Consider the following 21,428-nt stretch of genomic DNA (forward strand, 5'->3'; position numbering starts at 1 on the left):
GTAAAAGGAAACGCAGCATCGCATGAAGATTCTGTACGCTACCGGGCTCTCACCCAACGACACCTCCCTCTATCGCCTCTGGGCATTGGAGCGCCTCGGACACCAGGTCATTCCCTTCAACGTCTTCGACTACGAATCCAGAAATCCCGTTCTGCGCAAGGTAAACCAGCGCCTCGTCCTGGGACCTTCCGTAACCCGGCTCAACTCGGATCTGATCAAAATCGCAGAAGCCGAAAAACCCGACATCCTCTGGACAGACAAGCTCCTCTACATCCGGCCTCGAACGCTGGACCGAATGCGCGCCTTGAACATCGCAACGGTCAGCTACATGATCGACAACCCCTTCGGAACCCGCCAGGACCCAGGCTGGCGAATGTACATGAAGGACATCCCCCACTACGACCTCCACGTCGTCCAGCGCGACAAGAACATCCTCGACTACAAATCGCGTGGCGCGCGCGATGTCATCAAGATTCAAACCGCCTACGAACCCACGCTACAATTCCCGCCGCCGGAGGGCTGGTCCGACGCCGATCGAAACCGTGAGGTCTCCTTCATTGGGACGCCCTACGACGACCGTGCCCAAACCCTCACGCGGCTCTGGCGCGACTGCGGCTTTCCCGTCGTCATCTCCGGCAACCCCCGCCAGTGGGGCCGCGCCATGGAGGCAAGCGCCTACAAAGCCCTCTTTAACGGAGGCGAGCTGTTCCGCGATGAGTACCGCGAAGGCATTTGGAAATCAAAAATAAACCTAAGCTTCATCACCCACTCCAACTGCGACGAGTTCGTGCACAAGAGCTTCGAGATAGCCGGATGCGGAGGCTTCCTGCTCGCCGAACGCTCCGATGGCCACATGCAGCGCTTCAAAGAAGATGAAGAGGCGGTCTTCTTCACCGGCTTCGAAGAGTTAGCCGCAAAGATCAGCCGCTACCTGCCCGACGAGGAAGCGCGGAACCGCATCGCAGCAGCCGGCTGCATCCGCGCCGCACGCGACGGCTACTACAACGACCGACAGGTCGAACTAATCGTCGAGCGCGCCCAATCAATAATCGAAAGATTGAAGCCTTCTGCCAAAACAGCGCACGCGGGCAGTCGGTGATTTACGATCTCCTCCACGAGAAGCCTGCCGTCCTCGACGCGGACCTCTGCATCGTCGGCGCCGGAGCCGCAGGCATCACCCTCGCCGTAGAGTCTGCGCTTAGGGGCAAGAAAATCCTCCTCCTCGAAGGCGGCGGCGCCACCCGCGAAGACTCTTCCCAGGCCCTCTACGACAGCGAGATCGCTGGCCTCCCCCACCGTGGCATCCACACCGGCCGCATCCGCGTAAAAGGTGGAACCACAGTCCGCTGGGGCGGCCAGATCCTCGAACTCGACGCCCTTGACTTCACCCCGCGCCCTGGCGTTCCCGAAAGCGGCTGGCCGTTCCCAAAGCCCACGTTGACCTCCTTCTACGAGCGCGCCCTCACCCTCGAGGGACTAGCTAAAGTCGAACGCAGCGACGCAGCCGTCTGGAAAGATCTCAACCTGCCCTTCACCCAGTTCGGAGATCTCGAAGCCTACCTCTCGCGCTGGTGTCCCGAGCCGAACTTCGCACGCCTCCATCACAAAACACTCAAGCGACATCCCAACATCCATCTCTGGCTCCACGCCAGCGCGGTCGAGCTGATCACCGAAGGCGGCGCCGCCACCGGCCTTCGCTGCCGAACCCTCACTGGCATCAAAGCCATCTTCCGTGCGCCGCACTACATCTTTGCGTTGGGTGGAATTGAAAGTTCCCGCTTCTTCCTCCAGCCGCGCCCCGGGGGCCTACCCTGGAACCGCTCCGGCCTCCTCGGCCAACACTTTCAGGATCACATCGACTGCAACGCCGCTGCCATCGAGCCGCTCGACCCGAAGCGCTTCCACGATACCTTCGATCCCATCTTCGCCCACGGCTTCAAGTACCTCCCCAAGCTACGCCTCATACCGCAAGTACAGGCCGCCCACGGCACCCTCAACATCGGTTCCACCATGTCCTTCGAGGACACCGGCAAGGCTCGTGGTCAGGCGAAGTCAACCATCCGCAACCTCATGCGCGGCCGTTTCAGTGAGGTCACCCGCGACAACCTCCGACACACAGCAAATCATCTCCCCATGCTCGTCCACCAGGGCTGGCGGTATCAAGTAAAACGACGCGCCTACAGCCCGCCCGAGGTCCGCATCTTTCTCCGCGTCCACTGCGAGCAGGAGCCAACCTCCCGCAGCAGCATCACCCTCACCGATCAGCGCGACCCCCTCGGCCTCCTGCGAATCCGCTTCGACTGGCAGATCTCCGAAAGGGAACTGGAGACCATCCGTCAGTACGTCCTCGTAGCCCAGCGCGCCCTCGCCGGCGTAGCCCGCATCCTCCCCAACGAAGACCTCCTCTCCGGTAGCCCAGACTTCCTCGCCCGTTGCGACGACAGCAACCACCACATGGGCGGCATGCGCATGTCCCCCTCCGACGCCACCGGCATCGTCGACACCGACCTACGTCTCTACGGCCTCACCAACACCTACATCTGCAGCTCAGCCGTCTTCCCCAGCTCCGGCTTCTCCAACCCCACCCACACCGTCCTCTCCCTGGCCCTGCGCCTCAGCGACCATCTCTCAGGCACGCACAACGCCTGAGTGCAACTTTCGCTCATTCTCCACCGTCAAACCGCTGGGAAGGCGTTCTTCAGTAGAGACAGGCCATGTCCATTCGCTTCGCTCACGCTGCGTTGGCTGTTTTACTCTCGGCGATGGCAGTCTCTATACAGGCCCAGTCTCCCGATCCATCCGGCTTCACCCTGCACACCCAGGCGCGCGTCGTCCTCACCGACGTCACCGTAACCGACGCGAACGGCAACCCAGTTCATAACCTGAGCCGCTCCGCCTTCCACATCTTTGACAACAAGAAGCCGCAGGAGATCGCTTCCTTCGAGGAGCACACCGGCGCGCAGCCCGCAGTCACCCCGACCGCGGCACCCTCCGCCCCGCACACCTTCGGCAACGCCTTCCTCCTCCACCCGCCCCCGGTCTTCAACGTCATCGTCCTCGACACCGTCACCATCAACATCGTCGATCAGATGTACCTCTACAAACAGCTAACCGACTTCATCGACGCTCTACCTCCGCAAAACTCGCTTGCCATCTTCGCTCACAACGGCGAGTACACACTATTGCTTCAGGACTTCACCACGGACCACGCTCTCCTGCACACCGCCATCCGCAAAGCTGTTCCCGTCCTCCCCTTACCAGGGGCATGGAGCTACAACTCCCTCCAGGCCATGCAGCAGATCGCCATCTATCTCGGCCAGCTTCCTGGACGCAAAAACGTGCTCTGGTTCAGCGCAGGCTCCAACCTGCTTCTTAGGTCAGACGCCTCCAATATTCCGCCTTCCATCGACTATCACGCCCTCCGCGTCATCTACGATGAACTCGAGGCCAGCCGCATCGCACTCTATCCCATCGACGCTCGCGGTCTCACAATAGACCCTCCCCCGGTCTGGGAACACATGCAGATGGACGACGAGGCCAAAGCCACCGGCGGACGAGCCTTCTACGACAACAACGGACTCGCTGAGATCTCCTCGAAGATCATCGCCACCGACGCCGACTTCTACTCCCTCTCCTACTCCCCCCGCAACTTCCAGCAAGACAATAAGTGGCACAACGTTAAAGTAACCATCGACGGCGGACCCTACACCCTCAGCTACCGTACCGGCTACTACGGCGACGGCGCCAATATCTCCGACCCGAGAAACTCTCCGTCAGACTCAAAGACCACGAGAACCGTACTCACCTCTAATGGCGAGAAGATCCAGCTTCCCGAGAATCATAGCGAACCGATCATCTTTTACGCAGACGTGCGGCCCTCATCATCAGCAGCCGTCTCAGGAGACGCCCCAACACTCCCCGAGAAGAAAAACCAGACGGTCTACACCATCCACTACACCGTGCCCGCGGCAGACTTCGTCCAGCAGAACATCCCCGGCGGCCAGCGTGTCGAGATCGGAGCCGGCGTCTTCGCCTTCAATCGATATGGCCGCTCCATCAGCCGCCTCGGTCAGAAGTTCACCTTCAGCTTCAACGGCGACAAACTGAGCAAAACTCCGAACGCCAGCCTCACCTTCGACCAGCAGTTCAATCTCCCAAAGGGAGACGACTACCTCATCGTCGCTGTATGGGACACCGCCACCGGCCGCCTCGGCACCATTCAGGTTCCTGTGAGCGTCGCAAAACGAATGGAACCCCCGCACAATCAAAGCGCTCAACCCAAACACTGACCCGCCACCACAACAAGCACTTCCCATCTCCGTCCGTCTGAGCCAAAATCATCTGGAATGCAACTCATCGAACTAGCCGACACCCGCCGCCGCACCACCACGCTGGGCTTCGGCTGCTCCAACCTGATGGGCGCGATGGACCGCCGCGCCTCCCTTGCTATCCTCGAATCGGCCTACGACGCAGGCATTCGCCACTTCGACGTCGCTCCCATGTACGGCTACGGCGAAGCCGAGGGCTGCCTTGGCGAATTCCTCCAGCGCTATCGGGACCACGTCACCGTCACCACAAAATACGGAATACCCCCTGCAAAAAAAAGGCCGCTGATCTCGCTCGCCCGCCGCGTAGCCGGACCCATCTTAAAAGCCGTCCCAAGCGCGAAGCACCGTCTCGCCCAAGCCGCAAATGCAGCCATGCGAACCAGCGAGAAGGCCACCTTCACGCCGCAGCAAGCCAAAGCCTCGCTCGAATGCAGCCTCGCCGCCCTGCGCACCGACCGCATAGACCTATGGCTGCTTCACGAGGCAACAGCCGCCGACCTACGCGATGAAGCCCTCCTAAGCCTTCTCGAAGAAGAGATGCAGCAAGGAACCATAGGCTCCTTCGGCATAGGCAGCAGCGCCGATAAGATCCCCTCCCTCCTCGTCCAGCATCCCGCCTACTGCCGCACCCTCCAGTACGAGTGGTCCGTCCTCGACCCAGAAGCAGACCCTGAAGCAAACCCGCCATTTCGACCGGAGCGCAGCGGAGTGGAGAAACCCGCTGTCCTCCCGCCGTCACCCTTCCGCATCCATCACCGCGCCCTTACCGAAAACTTCCGCTCGCTGCATCGAACCCTCTCCCAAGACAAACAGCTTAGCCAGCGGTGGTCCGCATCCACGAACATCGACCTCAGCAACCCAGACCACCTCGCCCACCTCATGCTCAAAGCCGCGCTCGTCATGAATCCCAGGAGCATCATCCTCTTCTCCTCAAAAGATCCCCTCCACATTCAAGCCAACGCGAAGACAGCCGAAGACCGCACCCTCGAAGCCCCCGCAAGAGAGCTCCACCGCCTCGTACAAACCGAACGCAACCGGCTATAGCCACCATCAGCAGGGCAAACAGGCCCAGCAGGTGCAAGCTGGATGCCGCTTCAAAAAGGATCGTCCCTCTCCCCAACGCCCAGGCATCAAGATGAGCTAACCTGATAAAGGCGAGCCTATAGGTTCCTCAAAACAGCACAAACTTCCACCACACTAGTCCACACAAGGATCAGTAATGAGCCCCTGGCGCACCTGGAGAACCCGACTCATTCTCATCTTTGCCGTGCTCGGCCCCGGCTTTATCACAGCCAACGTAGACAACGACGCCGGCGGCATCCTCACCTACTCCGCAGCAGGCGCGCAGTTCGGCTATACGCTTCTCTGGACGATGATCCCCATCACCCTCGCCCTCATCGTCGTGCAGGAGATGTGCGCCCGCATGGGAGTCGTCACCGGCAAAGGCCTCAGCGACCTCATCCGCGAAGAGTTCGGCCTCCGCATCACCTTCGTCATCATGATCCTGCTCATCGTGGTGAACTTCACCAACGTCATCACCGAGTTCTCCGGCATCGCCGGCAGCATGCAGCTCTTCCACATCTCCAAATACGCCAGCGTCCCCGTCTGCGCCTTTATCGTCTGGATCCTGGTCGTCAAAGGCGACTACAAGAGCGTCGAAAAAATCTTCCTCATCGCCAGTGTCTTCTACATCGCCTACATCATCACCGGAGTCCTCAGCGGCCCGGACTGGCACCTGGCCCTCGTCGAAACCGTCAAGCTGCCCCCGCGCAACGTCTGGTCTGATAAAGACTACGTCTACACTACCGTCGCCGTCATCGGCACCACCATCACCCCCTGGATGCAGTTCTACCTGCAATCCTCTATCGTCGAAAAAGGGGTCAGCGTTCGCCAGTACAAAACCTCACGGCTGGACGTCATCGTAGGCTCCATCTTCACCGACATCGTCGCCTGGTTCATCGTCGTCGCCTGCGCCGCAACCCTCTACACCCACGGCATCCGCCACATCGCCGACCCCTCAGACGCCGCCGGAGCCATGAAACCCCTAGCCGGTCAGTACGCGTTCATCCTCTTCGCAGCCGGCCTCTTCAATGCGTCCCTCTTCGCTGCCTCCATCCTGCCCCTCTCGACCGCCTACACCGTCTGCGAAGGTCTCGGCTTCGAGAGTGGTCTGGACAAGAGCTTCACTGAAGCGAAGTTCTTCTACTGGCTCTACAGCGTGCTGCTCTTCGCTGGCGCCGCCATCGTCCTGATCCCAAACTTCCCGCTGGTCAAATTCAGCATCCTCTCCCAGGTGCTCAACGGCGTTCTCTTGCCCCTCGTTCTAGTCTTCATGCTCAATCTCATCAACAAGCACGACCTCATGGGCAAATACACCAACAAGCGCTGGTTCAACATCATCGCGTGGACGACCGTCATCATCGTCACCTCGCTCTCACTCATTCTCGTGTGGAATACCCTCCACGGCTAGGACGCTGGTTTTGTTTTTCTTATCCAGCCCTGAAACTACATCATCTCGACTGGAGGCGGCGCTTTGCCGCCCCGCATTTTGCTTTTGCTCTTGGCTCTGGTGTTGCTTGTTCTCGTAGTATCTCTTCCGCGTTGGACACCAATTGAGAACTGACCACCTATAACAACTTCCCCTCAGACAGATCTCGAATCAACCCAAGGTCAGCGGCCAGAAAGTCATATCCCGGCAGCTCCGTCAAAGGCGTCCAGCGCATGTCATTGAAGATTCGATTCTCCAGTGCGCCATCAAACTCCCGCACCACAAAGAATTGAAGGTCGATCGCTCCGCCATTGCGATACTTATGCCTCACCCGCGCCACCCGCCGGCCAATGATAGCCGTAATCCCCAACTCCTCATTCAACTCTCGAGCCAAGGCGTCCTCCGACGTCTCACCGGCTTCGATCTTCCCTCCGGGAAACTCCCACTTCAAACTCATCGGCTGGTCCGGCTTGCGTTGGCAGATCAGCACCTCCAGCCCTCGCCCACCTTCACCCGCATCCCCTCGTAAAATCAACGCCGCCACCACCAAGCGGAGTGGTTTTTGCACTGCGGCCTCAACATGCTCCTCGAGTTTGCGAATCGGCTCTCTCACCTGACTACAGATTAGACGATATCCGCAGCTTAAAAGCTTCTATTCACCTTACTTAGGCCGGTCGAACCGTCGCCGGATAGTAAACCGGCCAGCTCTCCTGCGCGCTCCGCTCCACCAAAGCCGCACTCGGATTCACCGGAAATGCCCGCTTCGCAATCGCCAGCATCGCCGCGTCATGGACCGAGTTCCCAAACACAGCATCCGGCACCGTTACCCCGGCCCGCTTCAGCGACGCAACCTTCCCCTCATCCGTGGGGACATCGAGAATCACGTCGGTTACCACGCCGTCCTTAACCTGTACCCGCGCCGCCAGCACCCGTTCCGCCGGAATCCCGAACCGCTTGACCCCCTCTTCAATCACCCAGTTATTGGTCGAACTGACCGCCCAGATCTCCACACCCTTCGCACAAAGTTCACCAACCAGCTCCTTCATCTCAGGAAAGATATTCGTCTCAATCTGACTGGCAAAGAAGTTCTTCGCCGCACGCTGCATTTCGTCCTCGCGCAGGCGCTGGTACATCTGCACCATCTCCCCGCAGATGGCCACCTCAGACACCTCACCCTTCAGGTATCCGCGGTATCGCGAGTCGATCCAGTCGGTCATCTCACGCGAGACCAGCCCCGTCTCGATCGTCCACTTCATAAACGAAGACCCGGCATCCCCCGACCACAGGGTCCCGTCGCAATCAAAGACCGCAACCGCAGGGGAGAGCGAAGCAACAGCCGAATGAAACTCCGAGGTACTCAGGCGACTCACTGAAACAACATGGCTCACAATCTATCTCTACTTTTCTGCGCATCTCGCATGCGCGTTCAACGACAAATTCGACTTGAAGATTGTCATGATTTTACTACCGGTTTTCCGCCAACGACTCCGCAAACACCCGTCAAATCCCGCCAAGACAGCCTTCCCATACCCGGTCCCTCAAAAATTAATCGAGTATTGATCCGCAGCTTTTTTTGCTAGATCGGAGGCAACCCCTCCACCACACTCACTCCATCGGGTGGAACAAACGCAAAGTTCGCATCCTTGACTGGAACATTCTCCTGCATCCCGGTGAATGCGAACTCCGTTACCGCCCCGTCCACCTCTTCCAGCTTCATCCGCTCAATCGCCCCCGTCGCAGTCACCCACAGAGACAGCAGCTTCACCCTCTGCGCCATTCCCTTCGGCACACCCGAAATCCGGAACCCACTCCCGTCCGCAACCACGGTTAAGCTATCGAGTTCTTTCTTCAACTGCGTATGCCCCAGCAGAAACCGCAGCGGCGACCGCAGATCATCCAACTGCCTCGCCGGCACCCGCGTAGCCTGCGCATCGCCCGGTGTGTAGAACCACGCAAACTTCCCATCCAGCACAAACACCTTGCCCACCGGCGCAGCGTAGCTCCACAGCATCCGCCCTGGCTTCTTCAGCAGCAGCGTGCCCTCTTCCGTGCGATTCATCCCCATCCCCGCGTAGCTCTCCGTGTAATGAGCGCGCAGGGAACTGAGATGGTTGTAGTGGTCATCTACCTTACGCACCAACGCGTCGTTCTCCTGCGCAACCAGCAGCGGAGCGCAGCAAAACGACGCGAACAGCAAAGCCTTAACCAGCATTACTGAATGGGCTGTGTGCAGTTGGTTCCACCCGCCGGGTCATAGCGGATCGTATTGTTCTCATCCGTGCAAAAGCCGCGGTCCCCGGTCTTTCCAATCGAGTTCGGAACCGCCGTGATCTCAAACGAGGTATACATATCCTGATTGTTCACCGTCACCTTAGTGCAGTTGGTGATGGCGAACGTATACCCGGCCTTCTGTCCGCTCGCCAGATCCGGCGTAATCAGCTGCGCCGCCTGGGCCGTCGGAGCGCCCGACTTCGGATCCCCACCCAGCGTAGGCAGCGAGCACGAGAATCCATTCGCCGGATAAGCCGAGTTGTACTGCAGTTCTGCTTGCCCGATCGTCCTCAAAGACTGCACCGCCGACGTCTCCTGAGCCTGCTTCCTCAGCTTCAACAGCTGCGGCACTGCAAGCGTCATCAAAATCAACATTACCGACATTACGATCAACAGTTCGATCAGCGTAAATCCATCTTCATTTGGTCGTACCTGCAGCCCTGCGCGCAATCGGTCCCGTACATTCATTGTCTTTATCAATCCTCGGTCATCGGCAATTCTATATCTCTACCACCGAACAAACTCTATCAGCAGCAGGACCTAGCAGGCCAAATCTTCCCGCTCGATCTTCATCGTCCCAAGATTTCCCAACAGCGTCAACGCCATCGTCTCCGGCTTGAAAAGCTCCTGCGCCAGCTCCTGCACATCGGCTGTCGAAACCGCTTCGATCTCATGCATAATCTCATCCACGCCGGAAAACCGTCCAAAATACATCTGCTGCCGCGCAAGATTTGCCATCCTGCTACCGGAGCTCTCCATCCCAATCACCATATTGCTCTTCAGCTGATCCTTGGCCCGCTTCAACTCCACCTCGCTGACCGTCTCTTCCTTGAGACGCCGCAACTCCTGCAGGGTAAGCCGCAACACCTCCTGCGTCTTGTCCACTGAGGTCCCCGCGTATACGCACAGCGAGCCCGTATCCCGGAACGGGTTCATCTCCGAGTAGATCGAATACGCCAACCCCCGGTCCTCGCGAATCGTTTGGAACAGCCGCGAGCTCATCCCCCCGCCCAGCATCGTATTCATCAGATACACCACGTACCGCCGCGAATCGTTCACGGGAGGCGCCGGCATCCCCAAACAAAGCTGCACCTGCTCCAGCGACTTCTTCCGCTTCAGCGTAATGTGCGGCGTAGCCCTCGGTGCCGCCACTTTCTCCGGAACGCCGGCCCCACTAGCCGCCAGCGAGCCGAACTCCCGCTCCACCTGGGCCACAAACGCATCATGCTCCAGGTTTCCCGCAGCCGAAAAGACCATATTGCGCGGCGCAAACTGCCCCGCATAAAAGTTCAGCAGCGTCTGTTGATCAAAGCCTGAGACCGTCTTCGCTGTCCCCAGAATCGGCCTTCCCAGCGCATCGCCCTTCCAGAAGTTCTGCGTCCATACCTCGTGCACCAGATAGTCGGGGTTATCCTCGTCCATCTTGATCTCTTCCAGAATCACGCCCTTCTCGCGCTCAACATCCTCCGGCGCAAACGTCGGATGCAGCACCAGGTCCGAAAGCACATCCAGCGCCGGTGCCACATTCTCATCCAGCACCTTGATGTTGAAGCAGACCGTCTCCTTCCCCGTAAACGCGTCCAGATTTCCCCCGATCGTATCCACCTCCCGGGCAATCTGCTGCGCCGACCGCGAGGTCGTACCCTTGAACACCATATGCTCCACGAAGTGCGAGATCCCGTTGACCTCCTTCGTTTCGTCCCGCGAGCCAGAGCCCACCCAGGCCCCCATCGAGACACTTCTTACATGCGGCATGCTCTCGGTCAGCACCAATAGACCATTCGACAACACCGTCTTCCTGATGTTGCGAGTGGCACTCTTCGTAATTGCGGCGTCATCTACTAGCGTTACAGACATGAGACTCCTTCAGACTCCATTGTTTCACAGCGCCACCTGCGCCATCTTTTGTATCTATCGGAGTAGACTTATATGATGCTCGGGCCTGTCACCACGCTTCTAGACGGCTGTGGGCGGAAAAGCACAAAACATACAAGTGCCTATAAATGAATGATTTAAAAGTTTTTTTTGATCCGAGGGTTGATGCAAAACCGCTCTTCGGCGCCTCTTTCCAGGAACTGACCGGTCTGATGGAAAACCTCGCTCAGCCCGCCTACCGGGCGCGTCAGCTCTACGACGCTCTGTATGCCCAGCGCGCCTCCTCGCTCGACCAGATCACCACCCTCCCCACCACCCTCCGAGCCACGCTCCATACCGCAGGCTACATCGTCGGCCTGCCAGAGCTTCTCCAGACCGCACGCTCTATCGACGGCACCGAGCGCTACCTCGTCCGCATGGCCGATGGCGAGACCGTCGAGACCGTCTGGATGCCAGGAGGCGACGGAGGCGAGCGCGGCGACGGAACCCAGGCTGCCGAGGAGGAGGAGCACCCCACCCACGATGACGAGGACTACAAGCGCGCCACCATCTGTATCTCCAGCCAGGTAGGCTGCGCCGTCAACTGCCAGTTCTGCCTCACCGCCAAGCTGGGCATCCGTCGCAACCTCACCCCAGGCGAGATAGCCGGTCAGGTAGCCGCCGTCCTCAACCGCCACAAGGTTGAAGTCGGCCGCGACCGCATCAATCTGGTCTTCATGGGCATGGGCGAACCCTTCCTCAACTACTCCAGCTTTATGGACGCCGTCCGCCTCCTCGCCGGCCCCATGAGCATCCCCGAATCCCGCATGACTGTCAGCACCTCCGGCATCCTCCCCGGCATAGAACAGTTCGCCGGCGAGACCATCCGTCCCAAGCTGGCCGTCAGCCTCAACGCCTCCAACGACGTCGTCCGCGAATCCATCATGCCCATTACCCGCAAATGGAACATCGCCGCCCTCCTCGAGGCCATCTCCGCCGTTCCACTACGACCCCGCGAGCGCGTCACCTTCGAGTATGTCCTCCTGGGAGGCATCAACGACCGGCGCGAGCACGCCGACGAACTCATCGCCCTCCTGAAAAATCTTAGAGCCAAAATCAACCTCATCGTCTGGAATTCGGGCCCCGATATGCCCTTCCACGAACCCACCCCGCAAGATGTGGGCATCTTTCAAAGGCGACTCCGCGACGCAGGCATCCCTGCCTTCATCCGTAAGCCCCGCGGCCGCGACATTTACGCCGCCTGCGGCCAGCTAAAACGCACCCTCGAGCAGCCACCCCTCGTCGAGATCGCCACCCTCTAAAAAAGCTGTCCTGCCGAACAGGCCTCCTGCGCGGAGGACAGACGTTCGCACGCCTTTTTAGAGCTTCGCGTAGTCCTGAATGATGGTGATTCACGACCATCGGGAGCGCCCGGCGAAAGCGGTATACAAGTCACGAAGTGACCGCCCCACGCGCAGTTGGCCCGTCCGGCAGGACATAGCCTTTAGAAAGAACCCTTATCTTCGAAGATTTTGCATACTAAGTACGGGGAGAGGGTACCTGCCCCACACCCGTAACCGCCAACGAACGACCCATCCCCAGCTCCAGCAGCCGCTCTGCCAGAAGGTCATAGTCATGCCGCAGCACATCGCCCTCATGGACAAAGTTGCCCGTCACCGGCTCCACCCCCAGCGCACGCACTCTCTCCACGTCCGCCACGATCGGCTGCTGCCCCTCACGCGCATACTGCTCCAGCTGCCCCGCCGAGATATGCCCCGTATTGATCAGCGCATAGTCGAAAATAGGAATCTTAACCCCACCCGCATGCTGCCTGATCTTCTCGATATGCTGAGAGGCCGTTAGCCCCAGCGATTCGTTGGCCTGCGTCATCAGGTTGCACACAAACACCTTGGTAGCGCGCGACTCCGCCAGCGCCTCCGGAATGCCGCGAACCAGCATGTTCGTAATCAGCGAAGTATAAAGCGACCCCGGCCCCAGCGTGATCAGGTCGGCGTTCGCAATCGCCTCCAGCGTCTCAGGCAGAGGGTCAGCAGTCTCCGGATCCAGCCGCAGTTCCATGATGCTCCGCTTACTCGCCGTAATGTTGGTCTCCCCGCGTACTAGCGAGCCGTCGTCCATATCCGCCGCCAGAGTCACATTGGTATTTGTAGAAGGGAAGATCTTCCCCCGCGCGGCGAGGATCTGCGAGGACATCTGCACCGCCTGGGCGAAGTCCCCCGTGATGTGCGAAAGCGCAGCCACAAAGAGATTGCCGAAGCTATGCCCCTCCAGCTCGCCATGCTCGAAGCGATACTGAAACAGCTTCGACAGCAGGTGCTCGTCCTCCGAAAGCGCGACCATGCAATTCCGGATGTCCCCCGGCGGAAGCATCTTGAAGTCCTCGCGCAGCCGCCCGGACGAGCCGCCATCGTCGGTCACCGTCACCACCGCCGAAAGCTCCCTAATGATGCAGCGCTCTTCAGGGCAGGGCGGCGTAGGAGCCCGCTCGACCCGCGCAGACTCTCCCAGACGAATCCCTCTTCTCCGGTCCGGAGTCACCACGTACCGCTTCAGCCCCCGCAGCAGCGTCGACAATCCTGTGCCGCCGCCAATGGCAACCACGCGCAGGTCTTTCTCTTTCGATTCGGTCAGCTTTCGCAACGACATGCGCAGACTCTCCCACACCAGCCTAAACGAAGCGCTCGTTGGATTGGATTGCAGTCGTAGTTATGCTTCGGGATACAGCAACTCGGTAAAGCGCGGATCGTCTGCCATATCCTGGAAGTCCGAGTCTGCCCGCGCCTGTATTCTGTTCCGTGGATTCTGTCGGATCGCCTCGGTCAGATGCTCCAAACAGTGATGCGAATCACCCGTCATACTCGCCAGCACAGCCAGACCGTAGAAGGCATAGTCCGCCTTGTCATTCTCCTTCAGGATCAGGTTGAAGTGCTCCCGGGCATCTTCGTACTGTCCATCGTTCAGCAGAGAGATGGCGTAGTCATATTGTTCTTCGCAGTTGGAGAAGGCATTCTTTCCCTTGGTCATCTGCTGCGCACACGCCGTCGAGTACATGCGGACCCGGTCGCTCAGTTCGCCTGCGCCTGCAGCCAGCATTTTGTCGAACGCGGCATGGGCTTTGTCGTACTTTCCATCCTGCATCAGTCGCAGCGCAGCTTCGTAGTGAGCCACCACTTGCGCACGTGCGGTGTCGTTCGTCTGAGGAATGGTTCCAGCGAGGGTACGTGGAGCACGCTTTGTTGCAGGTACAGTTGCAGTCTTTGTTTGAGCCATCGTCATTCCTGTCGCCTGAGGCGGTTTATGAGCATCCCCATTCTAACGGGTACTCAATTTGGTTTGTTCTCGTGTCGGTTTTATACGCAGACCTGGCCGTAAGGTCAACCCCACTCCGGTGTAGTGCAACCGAAACCCTCGCTATCGCTCAAAGTCTCTCACGCCTCGAACGGCTATACCCGCCCGTAGACCGCCGGGTTCAGCTCAGGGTCGTTATACATCTTCATCTGTCGATACAGCTTAAACCGTCGCCTGCCTCCAAGCACCTCGCTCCACAGCACATCTAGGCACCCCGCCAGATCGTCCCGCTGCTCCACCAGCAGAGCCAGCCGCCCCACATTGCGCGAGCGATGCTCTTCGGTTGCACTCGTCCGCTGCGCCTCCACCCGCGTGTGGTAAATCTTCAACGCCAGAATGGAGAGTCTATCGATCATGAGCCCCGGCGTCTCGGAGTGCAGGGGTGCCACCGGATCCTGCTCCAGCCGCTCCGTCAGCCACAGATCCATCTTCTCGACCAGATCGTTTCGTTGTTGATTCAATGTGTCGATCGCATGCTTCACCCGCACGATCTCCGCATCCGGCACTCCGGGAACCCGCGCCTTATCCTCCTCATGCCAGAGCTCGAAGTTAGCCCGGTGCTGCGCCATCGCCAGCGCCATCAATCCATCAGCTCCCGTCTCGAACGCTACTTCGTTCTCTGTCTCATGCAGGGCCGCCGTCATCTCGTCCTGCATCCGTGTTATCAAAAGTGCATCGAGCATAGGCCTCCCCCCAACCAAAGACTTTACCAGCTGCGCGTTCAGGGGCGTAACCACTCGAAGCCTCTGCGACGGCTAAGCCAGAAGTTTTATTCAGCGTCGTCTTCGTGGACGATCGCATAATCCACATCGCCCAGAGTGTCTTCAATCCTCGTCAGCCATCCCAGCGAACGGCTCACCGGCCACACCGTCCAGGCCGCCGGAATCGCACCCGACTCGAACTCGCAAATCAGAACGATCTTCGATTCGCCACTCGGAAGCGCAACCAGCTGCGACTGCGGAATGTCCTGACGATAGATCTCAGCGCCGCTCTCATCTTTAACCCCGACATACCAGAACTCGGCATCGTCAAAAGCCGCAGCAGGCAGTGCAGAGCGATCAAATGTGATCCGCACCATCCAGCGAAAGATCTGCCCCGTCCAGTCCTCAGCAGCCTCAGGGTTAGGCGGCTCCCCACCCCGTACGGTGTAATCCTGAGCCTTTCGCAGCTTGAACGAAAGTCCCGCATAAGCCTCATACTCCTCAAGGCTTCGCGCCGACCCCAATCCATAGCTCTCCACCGGCTGTCCTGCAAGCAGCCGTCGTACCTTCTCCTTGCTGAGCGAGTCCAGTTCATGCCACACGCGACCGGTCTTACCCTCAGTATCCTCAGTGTGATCACCCCAGTGCTTCGGCGCGGTCGGCCTGCCGTAGTCGTGCCAGACAATCGTCTCCTGCGGATGAAACAGGTCATATCCGCTGGTGAAGGCGCGCAGTGTCATCGCCGCCTCCTCACCCAGAAAATACAACTCGGGATCGTATCCAATTTCGTCAACAAACGTCCCCGGAGCAAACAAGAATCCCGCCGAAAGAAACCGTGCCCGTCGTGGCTTCGTCAGGTTCTGCCAGTCCGCAATCGCCAGCGGCTTCATATGCGGAATACCGTCCTCGGTGAATCCCTGAAAGGCCATCTGCAACGGTCCATCCAGCAACACCTCGTTGCCACCCGGAGTAAAAGGCGAAGCATATGTGCTCAAGATAGGCTTCGCGCTTCCTGTCTGCCCTATCTCGTCGAGCAGCTTCACATCCCAATCCCAGGCAAACCGGCAGTGCGAGTCCACCTGCAAAAACCAGTCCTCGCCCCGCCACAGCTTCATCACCTCGGACCGCGCCCAGCAGGCTCCTTTACTCTCCCGCCAGTCAACGGCAAGTACTCTGAAGCAGTCGTCATTGCGAAAGGGAAGCGTATCTTCCTTCGGATCGTGTTGCCAGCAGATCCCAAAGCGCAGCCGTTCGGGATAGCGAGCCTTTACGATGCAGTCCTCAATCGTAGGAACCAGCTGCGGATCGCGATACGCTGCGATCGAGACAAAGATCAGATGATTCGCTTCATTCAAAGCCACGGTCCTCGCCCGATCAGGCTAACAGGCTCCTCCTACCCCTTTCGTCCTATTTGCCCTAACTCCCGGAACCAAGCAGACTAGACAGAGACAATGGCAACCTCCCCAAAACGGGTCCTGATCTACCGCCTGGGCAGCCTCGGCGACACCCTCATCGCACTTCCCGCCCTCCACCTCGTAGCCCGTGCCTTCCCACAGGCCGAACGCCGCATCCTCACCAACTTTCCCGTCAACGTCAAAGCCCCGCCCGCTGCCGCCATCCTCGAAAACAGCGGCCTCGTCCAAGGCTACTTCCGCTACGTCGTCGGCATGCGCAGCCCACGAGAACTAATCTCCCTCTGGTGGCAGCTCCTGCGCTGGCGCCCAGAGGTCCTGGTCTACATGGGGTCTGCGCGAGGAGTGGAGTCGGCACGCCGCGACGAGAAATTCTTCCGTCTTTGTGGAATAAAGCGACTCATCGGCGTCCCCCTCACCGAAGACATGCAGCAGAACCGCTTGGAGCAGCTGACCCAGGCTCTCGAACCAGAAGGAGCGCGCCTTACCCGCAATCTCGCCGAATTGGGAGACGCGCAACTCGACGACCCTGCAAGCTGGGATCTCCGCCTCACTTCCGCCGAGCACACCCGCGCCCAAGAAGCTCTCACCCCAGCCGCCGGCCTGCCTGTCATTGCAGTTAGCGTAGGAACCAAAGTCCAGTCGAAAGACTGGGGCCGGGAAAACTGGCGCACACTCCTCGAACACATCGCCGCCCTCTATCCCAACCACGCGTTAGCCCTATGCGGAGCCTCCGAAGAGGCCGAAGCCAGCAACTTCGCTGCGGAAGGTTGGAAGCAAAACTCCACGAAGCGCGTCATCAATCTCTGCGGCGTCCTCACTCCGCGCGAGAGCGCCGCAGTCTTCGCTCAGTCCCAAATCTTCATCGGCCACGACAGCGGCCCTATGCACCTCGCCGCAGCCGTCCAAACCCCCTGCGTCGCCATCTTCGCCGCCCGCAACAAGCCTCGCGTCTGGTTTCCTTACGGCAAGCAACATCGCGTCGTCTATCACCAAACCGACTGCTGGGGCTGCGGCCTCGAAACCTGCATCGTCGAAAAAAAGAAGTGCCTCACCTCAATCACCGTCGACGAGGTGATTACCGAGGTTCGCGCCATCCTCGGCTAGCGGAGAGAAACGCACCTTTACTCAAAGATGCGATGATGATCGGCAGGAGATCTTTTTCGTACATGCTGCCCGAACTTCATTCGATCCTGAATCTGCTTGAGGGCGGCTTCAGCCAACTCAAAGTGCTCGTCATCGGCGACATCATGCTCGACCGCTACATCCACGGCGAGGTCGAGCGCATCTCCCCCGAGGCCCCCGTCCCAGTCATCCGCCACGCCCAGCGATACGAGCGCGCCGGCGGAGCTGCCAACGTAGCCATGAACCTCGCCGGCCTCGGCTGTCAGACCTTCCTCGCCGGCCTCTGGGGAGCGGACTCCGAGCAGGCCGAACTAGCCGCCATCCTTGATCGCGCCGGCATCAACACCGCCGGAGTCGTCTCAAGCTCCCTCCCCACCATCTCCAAGACCCGCATCGTCGGCCGCATGCAGCAACTCCTGCGCCTCGACATCGAAAGCCGCGATCCCGTCCCCGCAGTCGAAGGCCAGCACCTTCAGGAGCGCGCCGTCGAACTCATCGCAAAGGTTCACGCAGTAGTCCTCTCCGACTACGCCAAAGGTGCCCTGACCCGCTCCCTCAGCGAAGCCGTCATCCGCGCCGCACGCACCGCAGGCATCCCTGTCTTCGCAGACCCCAAGACCCCCGACTTCAGCAAATACTCCGGCGCCACCACCGTCTGTCCCAATCTCGGCGAACTCTCAGCAGCTACCGGCATACCCTCTCACCACACCGACGAACTCCTCGCCGCAGCCCAGGCCTTAGCCACCGAACATGACTTCAAATTCCTCACCGTCACTATGAGCGAGAAGGGAATCACAGTCCTTAGGCCACCGTCGACAGGCAACCCAGGTATCTACCACTCACCCGCCCGCGCCCGTGAGGTCTTCGATGTCTCAGGAGCAGGCGACACTGTCATCGCCACCCTCGCCGCCGGCGTCGCGGGTGGGCTGCAGATCGAAACCGCAGTCGAACTCGCCAACCTCGCCGCCGGAATCGTAGTTAGCAAAGTAGGCACCGTTCCCATCGCAGCGCATGAGTTGGTAGCAGCCCTCACTCCCAGCTCCGGACTCACCGCCGGAGAAAAGATCCTTGACCTCGACCGTCTCAAACTCCGCGTAGCCGAGTGGCGCTCCTCCGGCGAGACCATCGTCTTTACCAACGGCTGCTTCGATCTCCTCCACGTCGGCCACATCACCCTGCTCGAAGACTGCCGCCGCTTCGGTTCAAAGCTCGTTCTGGGCCTCAACGCAGACGCCTCCGTCTGCCGTCTCAAAGGCCCAACCCGCCCCATCGTCTCCGAACGGGAACGCGCCCGCGTAATGGCCGCCCTGGCCGCGGTAGACGCCGTGGTCCTCTTTGAAGAGGACACCCCCCTCGAACTCATCCGCGCGTTACGGCCCAACGTCCTCGTCAAAGGCGGCGACTACACCGTCGAAACTGTGGTCGGCCATGAAGATGTTCTCGCCTACGGAGGACGAGTCGAGATCGTCCCCACCGTAGAAGGCTTCTCGACCACCAACATCGTAAAAAAGCTAACGGCAAATCCAACCCCGAGCGAGGAGATTAAGAAGTGATCATCGTCACCGGCGGAGCAGGCTTCATCGGCAGCAACCTCATCCAGCAGCTCAACCGCGCAGGCGAACGCAACATCCTGCTGGTGGACAACCTCGCTCCCGCCCCCAACCTCACCGGCCCCAAGTTCCTCAATCTCGCCGGAGCCGAATACGCCGACTACATGGACAAGCGCGAGTTCCGCGCCGCACTCAAAGCCGGTGACTTCGAGAACACGCGAATCCGAGCCATCCTCCATCAGGGCGCCTGTTCCAACACCCTCGAAGACGACGGCCGATACATGATGGACAACAACTTCACCTACTCCAAAGAGTTGTTGCACTTCGCCCTTGAACGTAAGGTTCCCCTCGTCTACGCCTCCACCGCCGCCGTCTACGGAGCCAGCACGAGCTTCACCGAACTCCCCGCCAACGAGCGTCCTCTCAACGTCTACGGCTACTCGAAGCTTGTCTTCGACAACTATGTCCGCCGCCATCTTCACGATATGAAGTGCACCGTCGTCGGCCTCCGCTACTTCAACGTCTACGGCCCACGCGAGCAGCACAAAGGCCGCATGGCCAGCGTCATACACCACTTCACCCGTCAGCTCAAAGACACCGGCGCCATCCGCATGTTCGAGGGCTCAGGCGGCTACGCCGACGGCGAACAGCGTCGCGACTTCGTCTTCGTCAAAGACCTCGCCCGCATCAACATGTTCTTCGCCGGCCTCCTACCCGAAAGCCCTAAAAAGCCCATCCACGCCGTCGTCAACGCAGGCACCGGCGAAGCCCGCACCTTCAAAGCCGTAGCCGAATCGCTCATGCAGGTACACGGCCAGGGCAACATCGAATACATTCCATTCCCCGGCGACCTCAAAAACCGTTACCAGCACTACACCCAGGCCGATATCTCAGGTCTCCGCGCCGCCGGATATACCGCGCCCTTCACCACCCTCGAGGATGGCGTAAAGCAAACCTTCGCAGAGGAGCCCGCGTCCTAGCAGTTCTGCTCCTTCGCAAAAACAGATACTCTAACCGAGCCTGAGAATCTCGACAGGCAATCAATCTGTGCCAGCCAACCACAGGAGCCAGTGTGACTGATACGCAACGAATGCCCACGATTCTCTGCATCAGCACCTACGAGAAGGGTCAGCCTTTTCTGAAAGAGGCCGCACGTCTCGGCGCCAGCGTTCTCCTGCTCACCGTTGAAAAACTCGAACACGCCGACTGGCCCCGCGAGTCCCTCACCAAGCTCATCACCATGCCGGAGAAGCTAACCCCCGAGCAGGTCTTAAACACAGTTACCTTTCTCGCACGCACCAACCCCATCGACCGCATCGTCGCTCTGGATGAGTTTGACCTCGAAGTAGCCGCCCTCCTCCGCGAACACATGCGCCTCCCCGGAATGGGCGAATCTCTCACCCGAAACTTTCGCGACAAGCTCGCCATGCGCGTCAGCGCCAAACAAAAAGGCATCCCCGTCCCAGAGTTCACCGGAGTCTTCCACCACGATGATCTCCGCACCTTTCTCCACAACGTCCCTGGACCATGGTTGCTAAAACCCCGCACCAACGCCTCCGCTATAGGCATCCGCAAGATCGAGTCGCCGGACGCCCTATGGCCCATCCTCGACGAGCTAGGCGATCTGCAGTCACACTACGTCCTCGAGCGCTTCGTCCCCGGCGAGATCTTTCACATGGAAGGCGTCACCTGGAACGGCAAGGTACTCTTCGGCGCCCCCTACAAGTACGGCAAGCCGCCAATGCAGACGATGCACCAGGGAGGCATCTTCAGCACACGAGCCATCGACAGGGAATCGAGCGACGCCATCGCCCTCGGCACAATCCACAAACAGGTGATCGAATCCCTCGGCCTCGTCTCCGGCGTCACCCACACCGAGTTCATCAAATCACAAGCTGACGGCAGCTTCTACTTCCTCGAAACCGCAGCCCGCGTCGGGGGCGCCCACATCGCAGACGTCGTCGAGTTCGCCTCAGGCATCAACCCTTGGGTCGAGTGGGCAAGAATCGAAGTAGCCACGCTCCTCAACATGGACTACACCTTGCCGAATCTAAATCACCAATATGCTGGCAGCGTCATCTGCCTCGCACGGCAGGATCATCCCGACACCAGCAGCTACGATGCACCCGAGATCGTTCACCGTCTCAATCGTCATCATCACGCCGGTCTCATCCTCCGCGCCGACTCTGCCGAACGCGTCGAAGAACTGATCGGCCAATACACCAGTCGCTTTCTCGAAGACTTCTGCGCCGTCGTGCCCCCACCAGACAAGCCGACGGCATAAGTCTGGCGAATCCCATTCGGAACGTCTCCGCAAAAAAGGAGGGTTC

19 protein-coding genes are annotated in these 21,428 nt (G+C 59.6%); 10 read left to right on the forward strand and 9 right to left on the reverse strand.

Annotation, left to right across the window (positions count from 1 at the left end):
* The first annotated feature begins 22 nt into the window (after nt 1–22).
* The 5 genes from HDF08_RS07500 (at nt 23) to HDF08_RS07520 (ending at nt 6,798) form a co-directional block, all read left to right on the forward strand.
* A complete protein-coding gene (locus tag HDF08_RS07500; protein ID WP_179637876.1) occupies nt 23–1,099 on the forward strand; it encodes a CgeB family protein in 1,077 nt (358 codons plus the stop codon).
* Complete coding sequence (locus HDF08_RS22110) at nt 1,096–2,649, forward strand: GMC oxidoreductase (RefSeq protein WP_179637877.1); 1,554 nt, start codon at nt 1,096–1,098, stop codon at nt 2,647–2,649. Before HDF08_RS07500 ends, HDF08_RS22110 begins: the two co-directional genes overlap by 4 nt.
* A gap of 65 nt (nt 2,650–2,714) precedes the next feature.
* Nucleotides 2,715–4,289, forward strand: a complete 1,575-nt coding sequence (locus tag HDF08_RS07510) for a VWA domain-containing protein (RefSeq protein WP_179637878.1) — start codon at nt 2,715–2,717, stop codon at nt 4,287–4,289.
* Nucleotides 4,290–4,346: 57 nt separating this feature from the next.
* Nucleotides 4,347–5,372, forward strand: a complete 1,026-nt coding sequence (locus HDF08_RS07515) for an aldo/keto reductase (protein ID WP_179637879.1) — start codon at nt 4,347–4,349, stop codon at nt 5,370–5,372.
* A gap of 175 nt (nt 5,373–5,547) precedes the next feature.
* Nucleotides 5,548–6,798 (forward strand): Nramp family divalent metal transporter, encoded by a 1,251-nt coding sequence (locus HDF08_RS07520; protein WP_179637880.1) that lies wholly within the window; start codon nt 5,548–5,550, stop codon nt 6,796–6,798.
* 157 nt (nt 6,799–6,955) lie between these two features.
* Here HDF08_RS07520 and HDF08_RS07525 read toward each other — a convergent pair whose 3' ends face one another.
* The 5 genes from HDF08_RS07525 to HDF08_RS07545 all read right to left on the reverse strand — a co-directional run bounded on the left by HDF08_RS07525 (nt 6,956) and on the right by HDF08_RS07545 (nt 10,944).
* Nucleotides 6,956–7,429, reverse strand: a complete 474-nt coding sequence (locus HDF08_RS07525) for a (deoxy)nucleoside triphosphate pyrophosphohydrolase (RefSeq protein ID WP_179637881.1) — start codon at nt 7,427–7,429, stop codon at nt 6,956–6,958.
* Between the two features lie 52 nt (nt 7,430–7,481).
* Nucleotides 7,482–8,204, reverse strand: coding sequence for an HAD family hydrolase (locus HDF08_RS07530; protein ID WP_179637882.1), 723 nt, complete (start codon nt 8,202–8,204; stop codon nt 7,482–7,484).
* A gap of 188 nt (nt 8,205–8,392) precedes the next feature.
* A complete protein-coding gene (locus tag HDF08_RS07535; protein WP_373563134.1) occupies nt 8,393–8,953 on the reverse strand; it encodes a LolA family protein in 561 nt (186 codons plus the stop codon).
* Nucleotides 8,954–9,027: 74 nt separating this feature from the next.
* A complete protein-coding gene (locus tag HDF08_RS07540) occupies nt 9,028–9,555 on the reverse strand; it encodes a prepilin-type N-terminal cleavage/methylation domain-containing protein (RefSeq protein WP_179637884.1) in 528 nt (175 codons plus the stop codon).
* Nucleotides 9,556–9,627: 72 nt separating this feature from the next.
* Nucleotides 9,628–10,944, reverse strand: a complete 1,317-nt coding sequence (locus tag HDF08_RS07545) for a M16 family metallopeptidase (protein ID WP_179637885.1) — start codon at nt 10,942–10,944, stop codon at nt 9,628–9,630.
* Between the two features lie 146 nt (nt 10,945–11,090).
* On the opposite strand from HDF08_RS07545, the gene rlmN reads away from it, so the two are divergent.
* Nucleotides 11,091–12,263 carry a dual-specificity RNA methyltransferase RlmN gene (gene rlmN, locus HDF08_RS07550; RefSeq protein ID WP_179637886.1) on the forward strand — a complete coding sequence of 391 codons (1,173 nt, stop codon included), beginning with the start codon at nt 11,091–11,093 and terminating at the stop codon, nt 12,261–12,263.
* A gap of 217 nt (nt 12,264–12,480) precedes the next feature.
* Here rlmN and HDF08_RS07555 read toward each other — a convergent pair whose 3' ends face one another.
* The 4 genes from HDF08_RS07555 to HDF08_RS07570 all read right to left on the reverse strand — a co-directional run bounded on the left by HDF08_RS07555 (nt 12,481) and on the right by HDF08_RS07570 (nt 16,372).
* On the reverse strand, nt 12,481–13,608 hold the full coding sequence (locus HDF08_RS07555; protein WP_179637887.1) for a gluconeogenesis factor YvcK family protein: 1,128 nt from the start codon (nt 13,606–13,608) through the stop codon (nt 12,481–12,483).
* Nucleotides 13,609–13,668: 60 nt separating this feature from the next.
* Entirely contained in the window at nt 13,669–14,232 is a 564-nt protein-coding gene (locus HDF08_RS07560; RefSeq protein ID WP_179637888.1) for a tetratricopeptide repeat protein, read from the reverse strand.
* Nucleotides 14,233–14,405: 173 nt separating this feature from the next.
* A complete protein-coding gene (locus tag HDF08_RS07565; RefSeq protein WP_179637889.1) occupies nt 14,406–14,993 on the reverse strand; it encodes a DUF4254 domain-containing protein in 588 nt (195 codons plus the stop codon).
* Between the two features lie 86 nt (nt 14,994–15,079).
* Nucleotides 15,080–16,372 (reverse strand): GlcNAc-transferase family protein, encoded by a 1,293-nt coding sequence (locus HDF08_RS07570; protein WP_373563135.1) that lies wholly within the window; start codon nt 16,370–16,372, stop codon nt 15,080–15,082.
* A 90-nt stretch (nt 16,373–16,462) separates the two neighbouring features.
* Between HDF08_RS07570 and HDF08_RS07575 the strand changes: the two genes are divergently transcribed.
* From HDF08_RS07575 to HDF08_RS07590, 4 genes are all read left to right on the forward strand, one after another.
* Nucleotides 16,463–17,530: a glycosyltransferase family 9 protein gene (locus HDF08_RS07575; protein WP_179637890.1), complete on the forward strand. Its 1,068-nt coding sequence runs from the start codon at nt 16,463–16,465 to the stop codon at nt 17,528–17,530.
* Between the two features lie 62 nt (nt 17,531–17,592).
* On the forward strand, nt 17,593–19,101 hold the full coding sequence (hldE, locus tag HDF08_RS07580) for a bifunctional D-glycero-beta-D-manno-heptose-7-phosphate kinase/D-glycero-beta-D-manno-heptose 1-phosphate adenylyltransferase HldE (protein WP_179637891.1): 1,509 nt from the start codon (nt 17,593–17,595) through the stop codon (nt 19,099–19,101).
* Nucleotides 19,098–20,078, forward strand: coding sequence for an ADP-glyceromanno-heptose 6-epimerase (gene rfaD, locus HDF08_RS07585; RefSeq protein ID WP_179637892.1), 981 nt, complete (start codon nt 19,098–19,100; stop codon nt 20,076–20,078). Before hldE ends, rfaD begins: the two co-directional genes overlap by 4 nt.
* Before the next feature lie 92 nt (nt 20,079–20,170).
* Nucleotides 20,171–21,382 carry an ATP-grasp domain-containing protein gene (locus HDF08_RS07590; protein ID WP_353068771.1) on the forward strand — a complete coding sequence of 404 codons (1,212 nt, stop codon included), beginning with the start codon at nt 20,171–20,173 and terminating at the stop codon, nt 21,380–21,382.
* Nucleotides 21,383–21,428: the final 46 nt, after the last annotated feature.

The sequence above is a fragment of the Tunturiibacter empetritectus genome (assembly GCF_013410875.1).
Lineage (GTDB): Bacteria > Acidobacteriota > Terriglobia > Terriglobales > Acidobacteriaceae > Edaphobacter > Edaphobacter empetritectus.

Coding starts and splice junctions, on each gene's coding strand:
- HDF08_RS07500 (WP_179637876.1), top strand. CDS start 23: ATGAAGATTCTGTACGCTACCGGGCTCTCACCCAACGACACCTCCCTC.
- HDF08_RS07510 (WP_179637878.1), top strand. CDS start 2,715: ATGTCCATTCGCTTCGCTCACGCTGCGTTGGCTGTTTTACTCTCGGCG.
- HDF08_RS07515 (WP_179637879.1), top strand. CDS start 4,347: ATGCAACTCATCGAACTAGCCGACACCCGCCGCCGCACCACCACGCTG.
- HDF08_RS07520 (WP_179637880.1), top strand. CDS start 5,548: ATGAGCCCCTGGCGCACCTGGAGAACCCGACTCATTCTCATCTTTGCC.
- HDF08_RS07540 (WP_179637884.1), bottom strand. CDS start 9,555: ATGAATGTACGGGACCGATTGCGCGCAGGGCTGCAGGTACGACCAAAT.
- HDF08_RS07545 (WP_179637885.1), bottom strand. CDS start 10,944: ATGTCTGTAACGCTAGTAGATGACGCCGCAATTACGAAGAGTGCCACT.
- rlmN (WP_179637886.1), top strand. CDS start 11,091: ATGAATGATTTAAAAGTTTTTTTTGATCCGAGGGTTGATGCAAAACCG.
- HDF08_RS07555 (WP_179637887.1), bottom strand. CDS start 13,608: ATGTCGTTGCGAAAGCTGACCGAATCGAAAGAGAAAGACCTGCGCGTG.
- HDF08_RS07560 (WP_179637888.1), bottom strand. CDS start 14,232: ATGGCTCAAACAAAGACTGCAACTGTACCTGCAACAAAGCGTGCTCCA.
- HDF08_RS07565 (WP_179637889.1), bottom strand. CDS start 14,993: ATGCTCGATGCACTTTTGATAACACGGATGCAGGACGAGATGACGGCG.
- HDF08_RS07575 (WP_179637890.1), top strand. CDS start 16,463: ATGGCAACCTCCCCAAAACGGGTCCTGATCTACCGCCTGGGCAGCCTC.
- hldE (WP_179637891.1), top strand. CDS start 17,593: ATGCTGCCCGAACTTCATTCGATCCTGAATCTGCTTGAGGGCGGCTTC.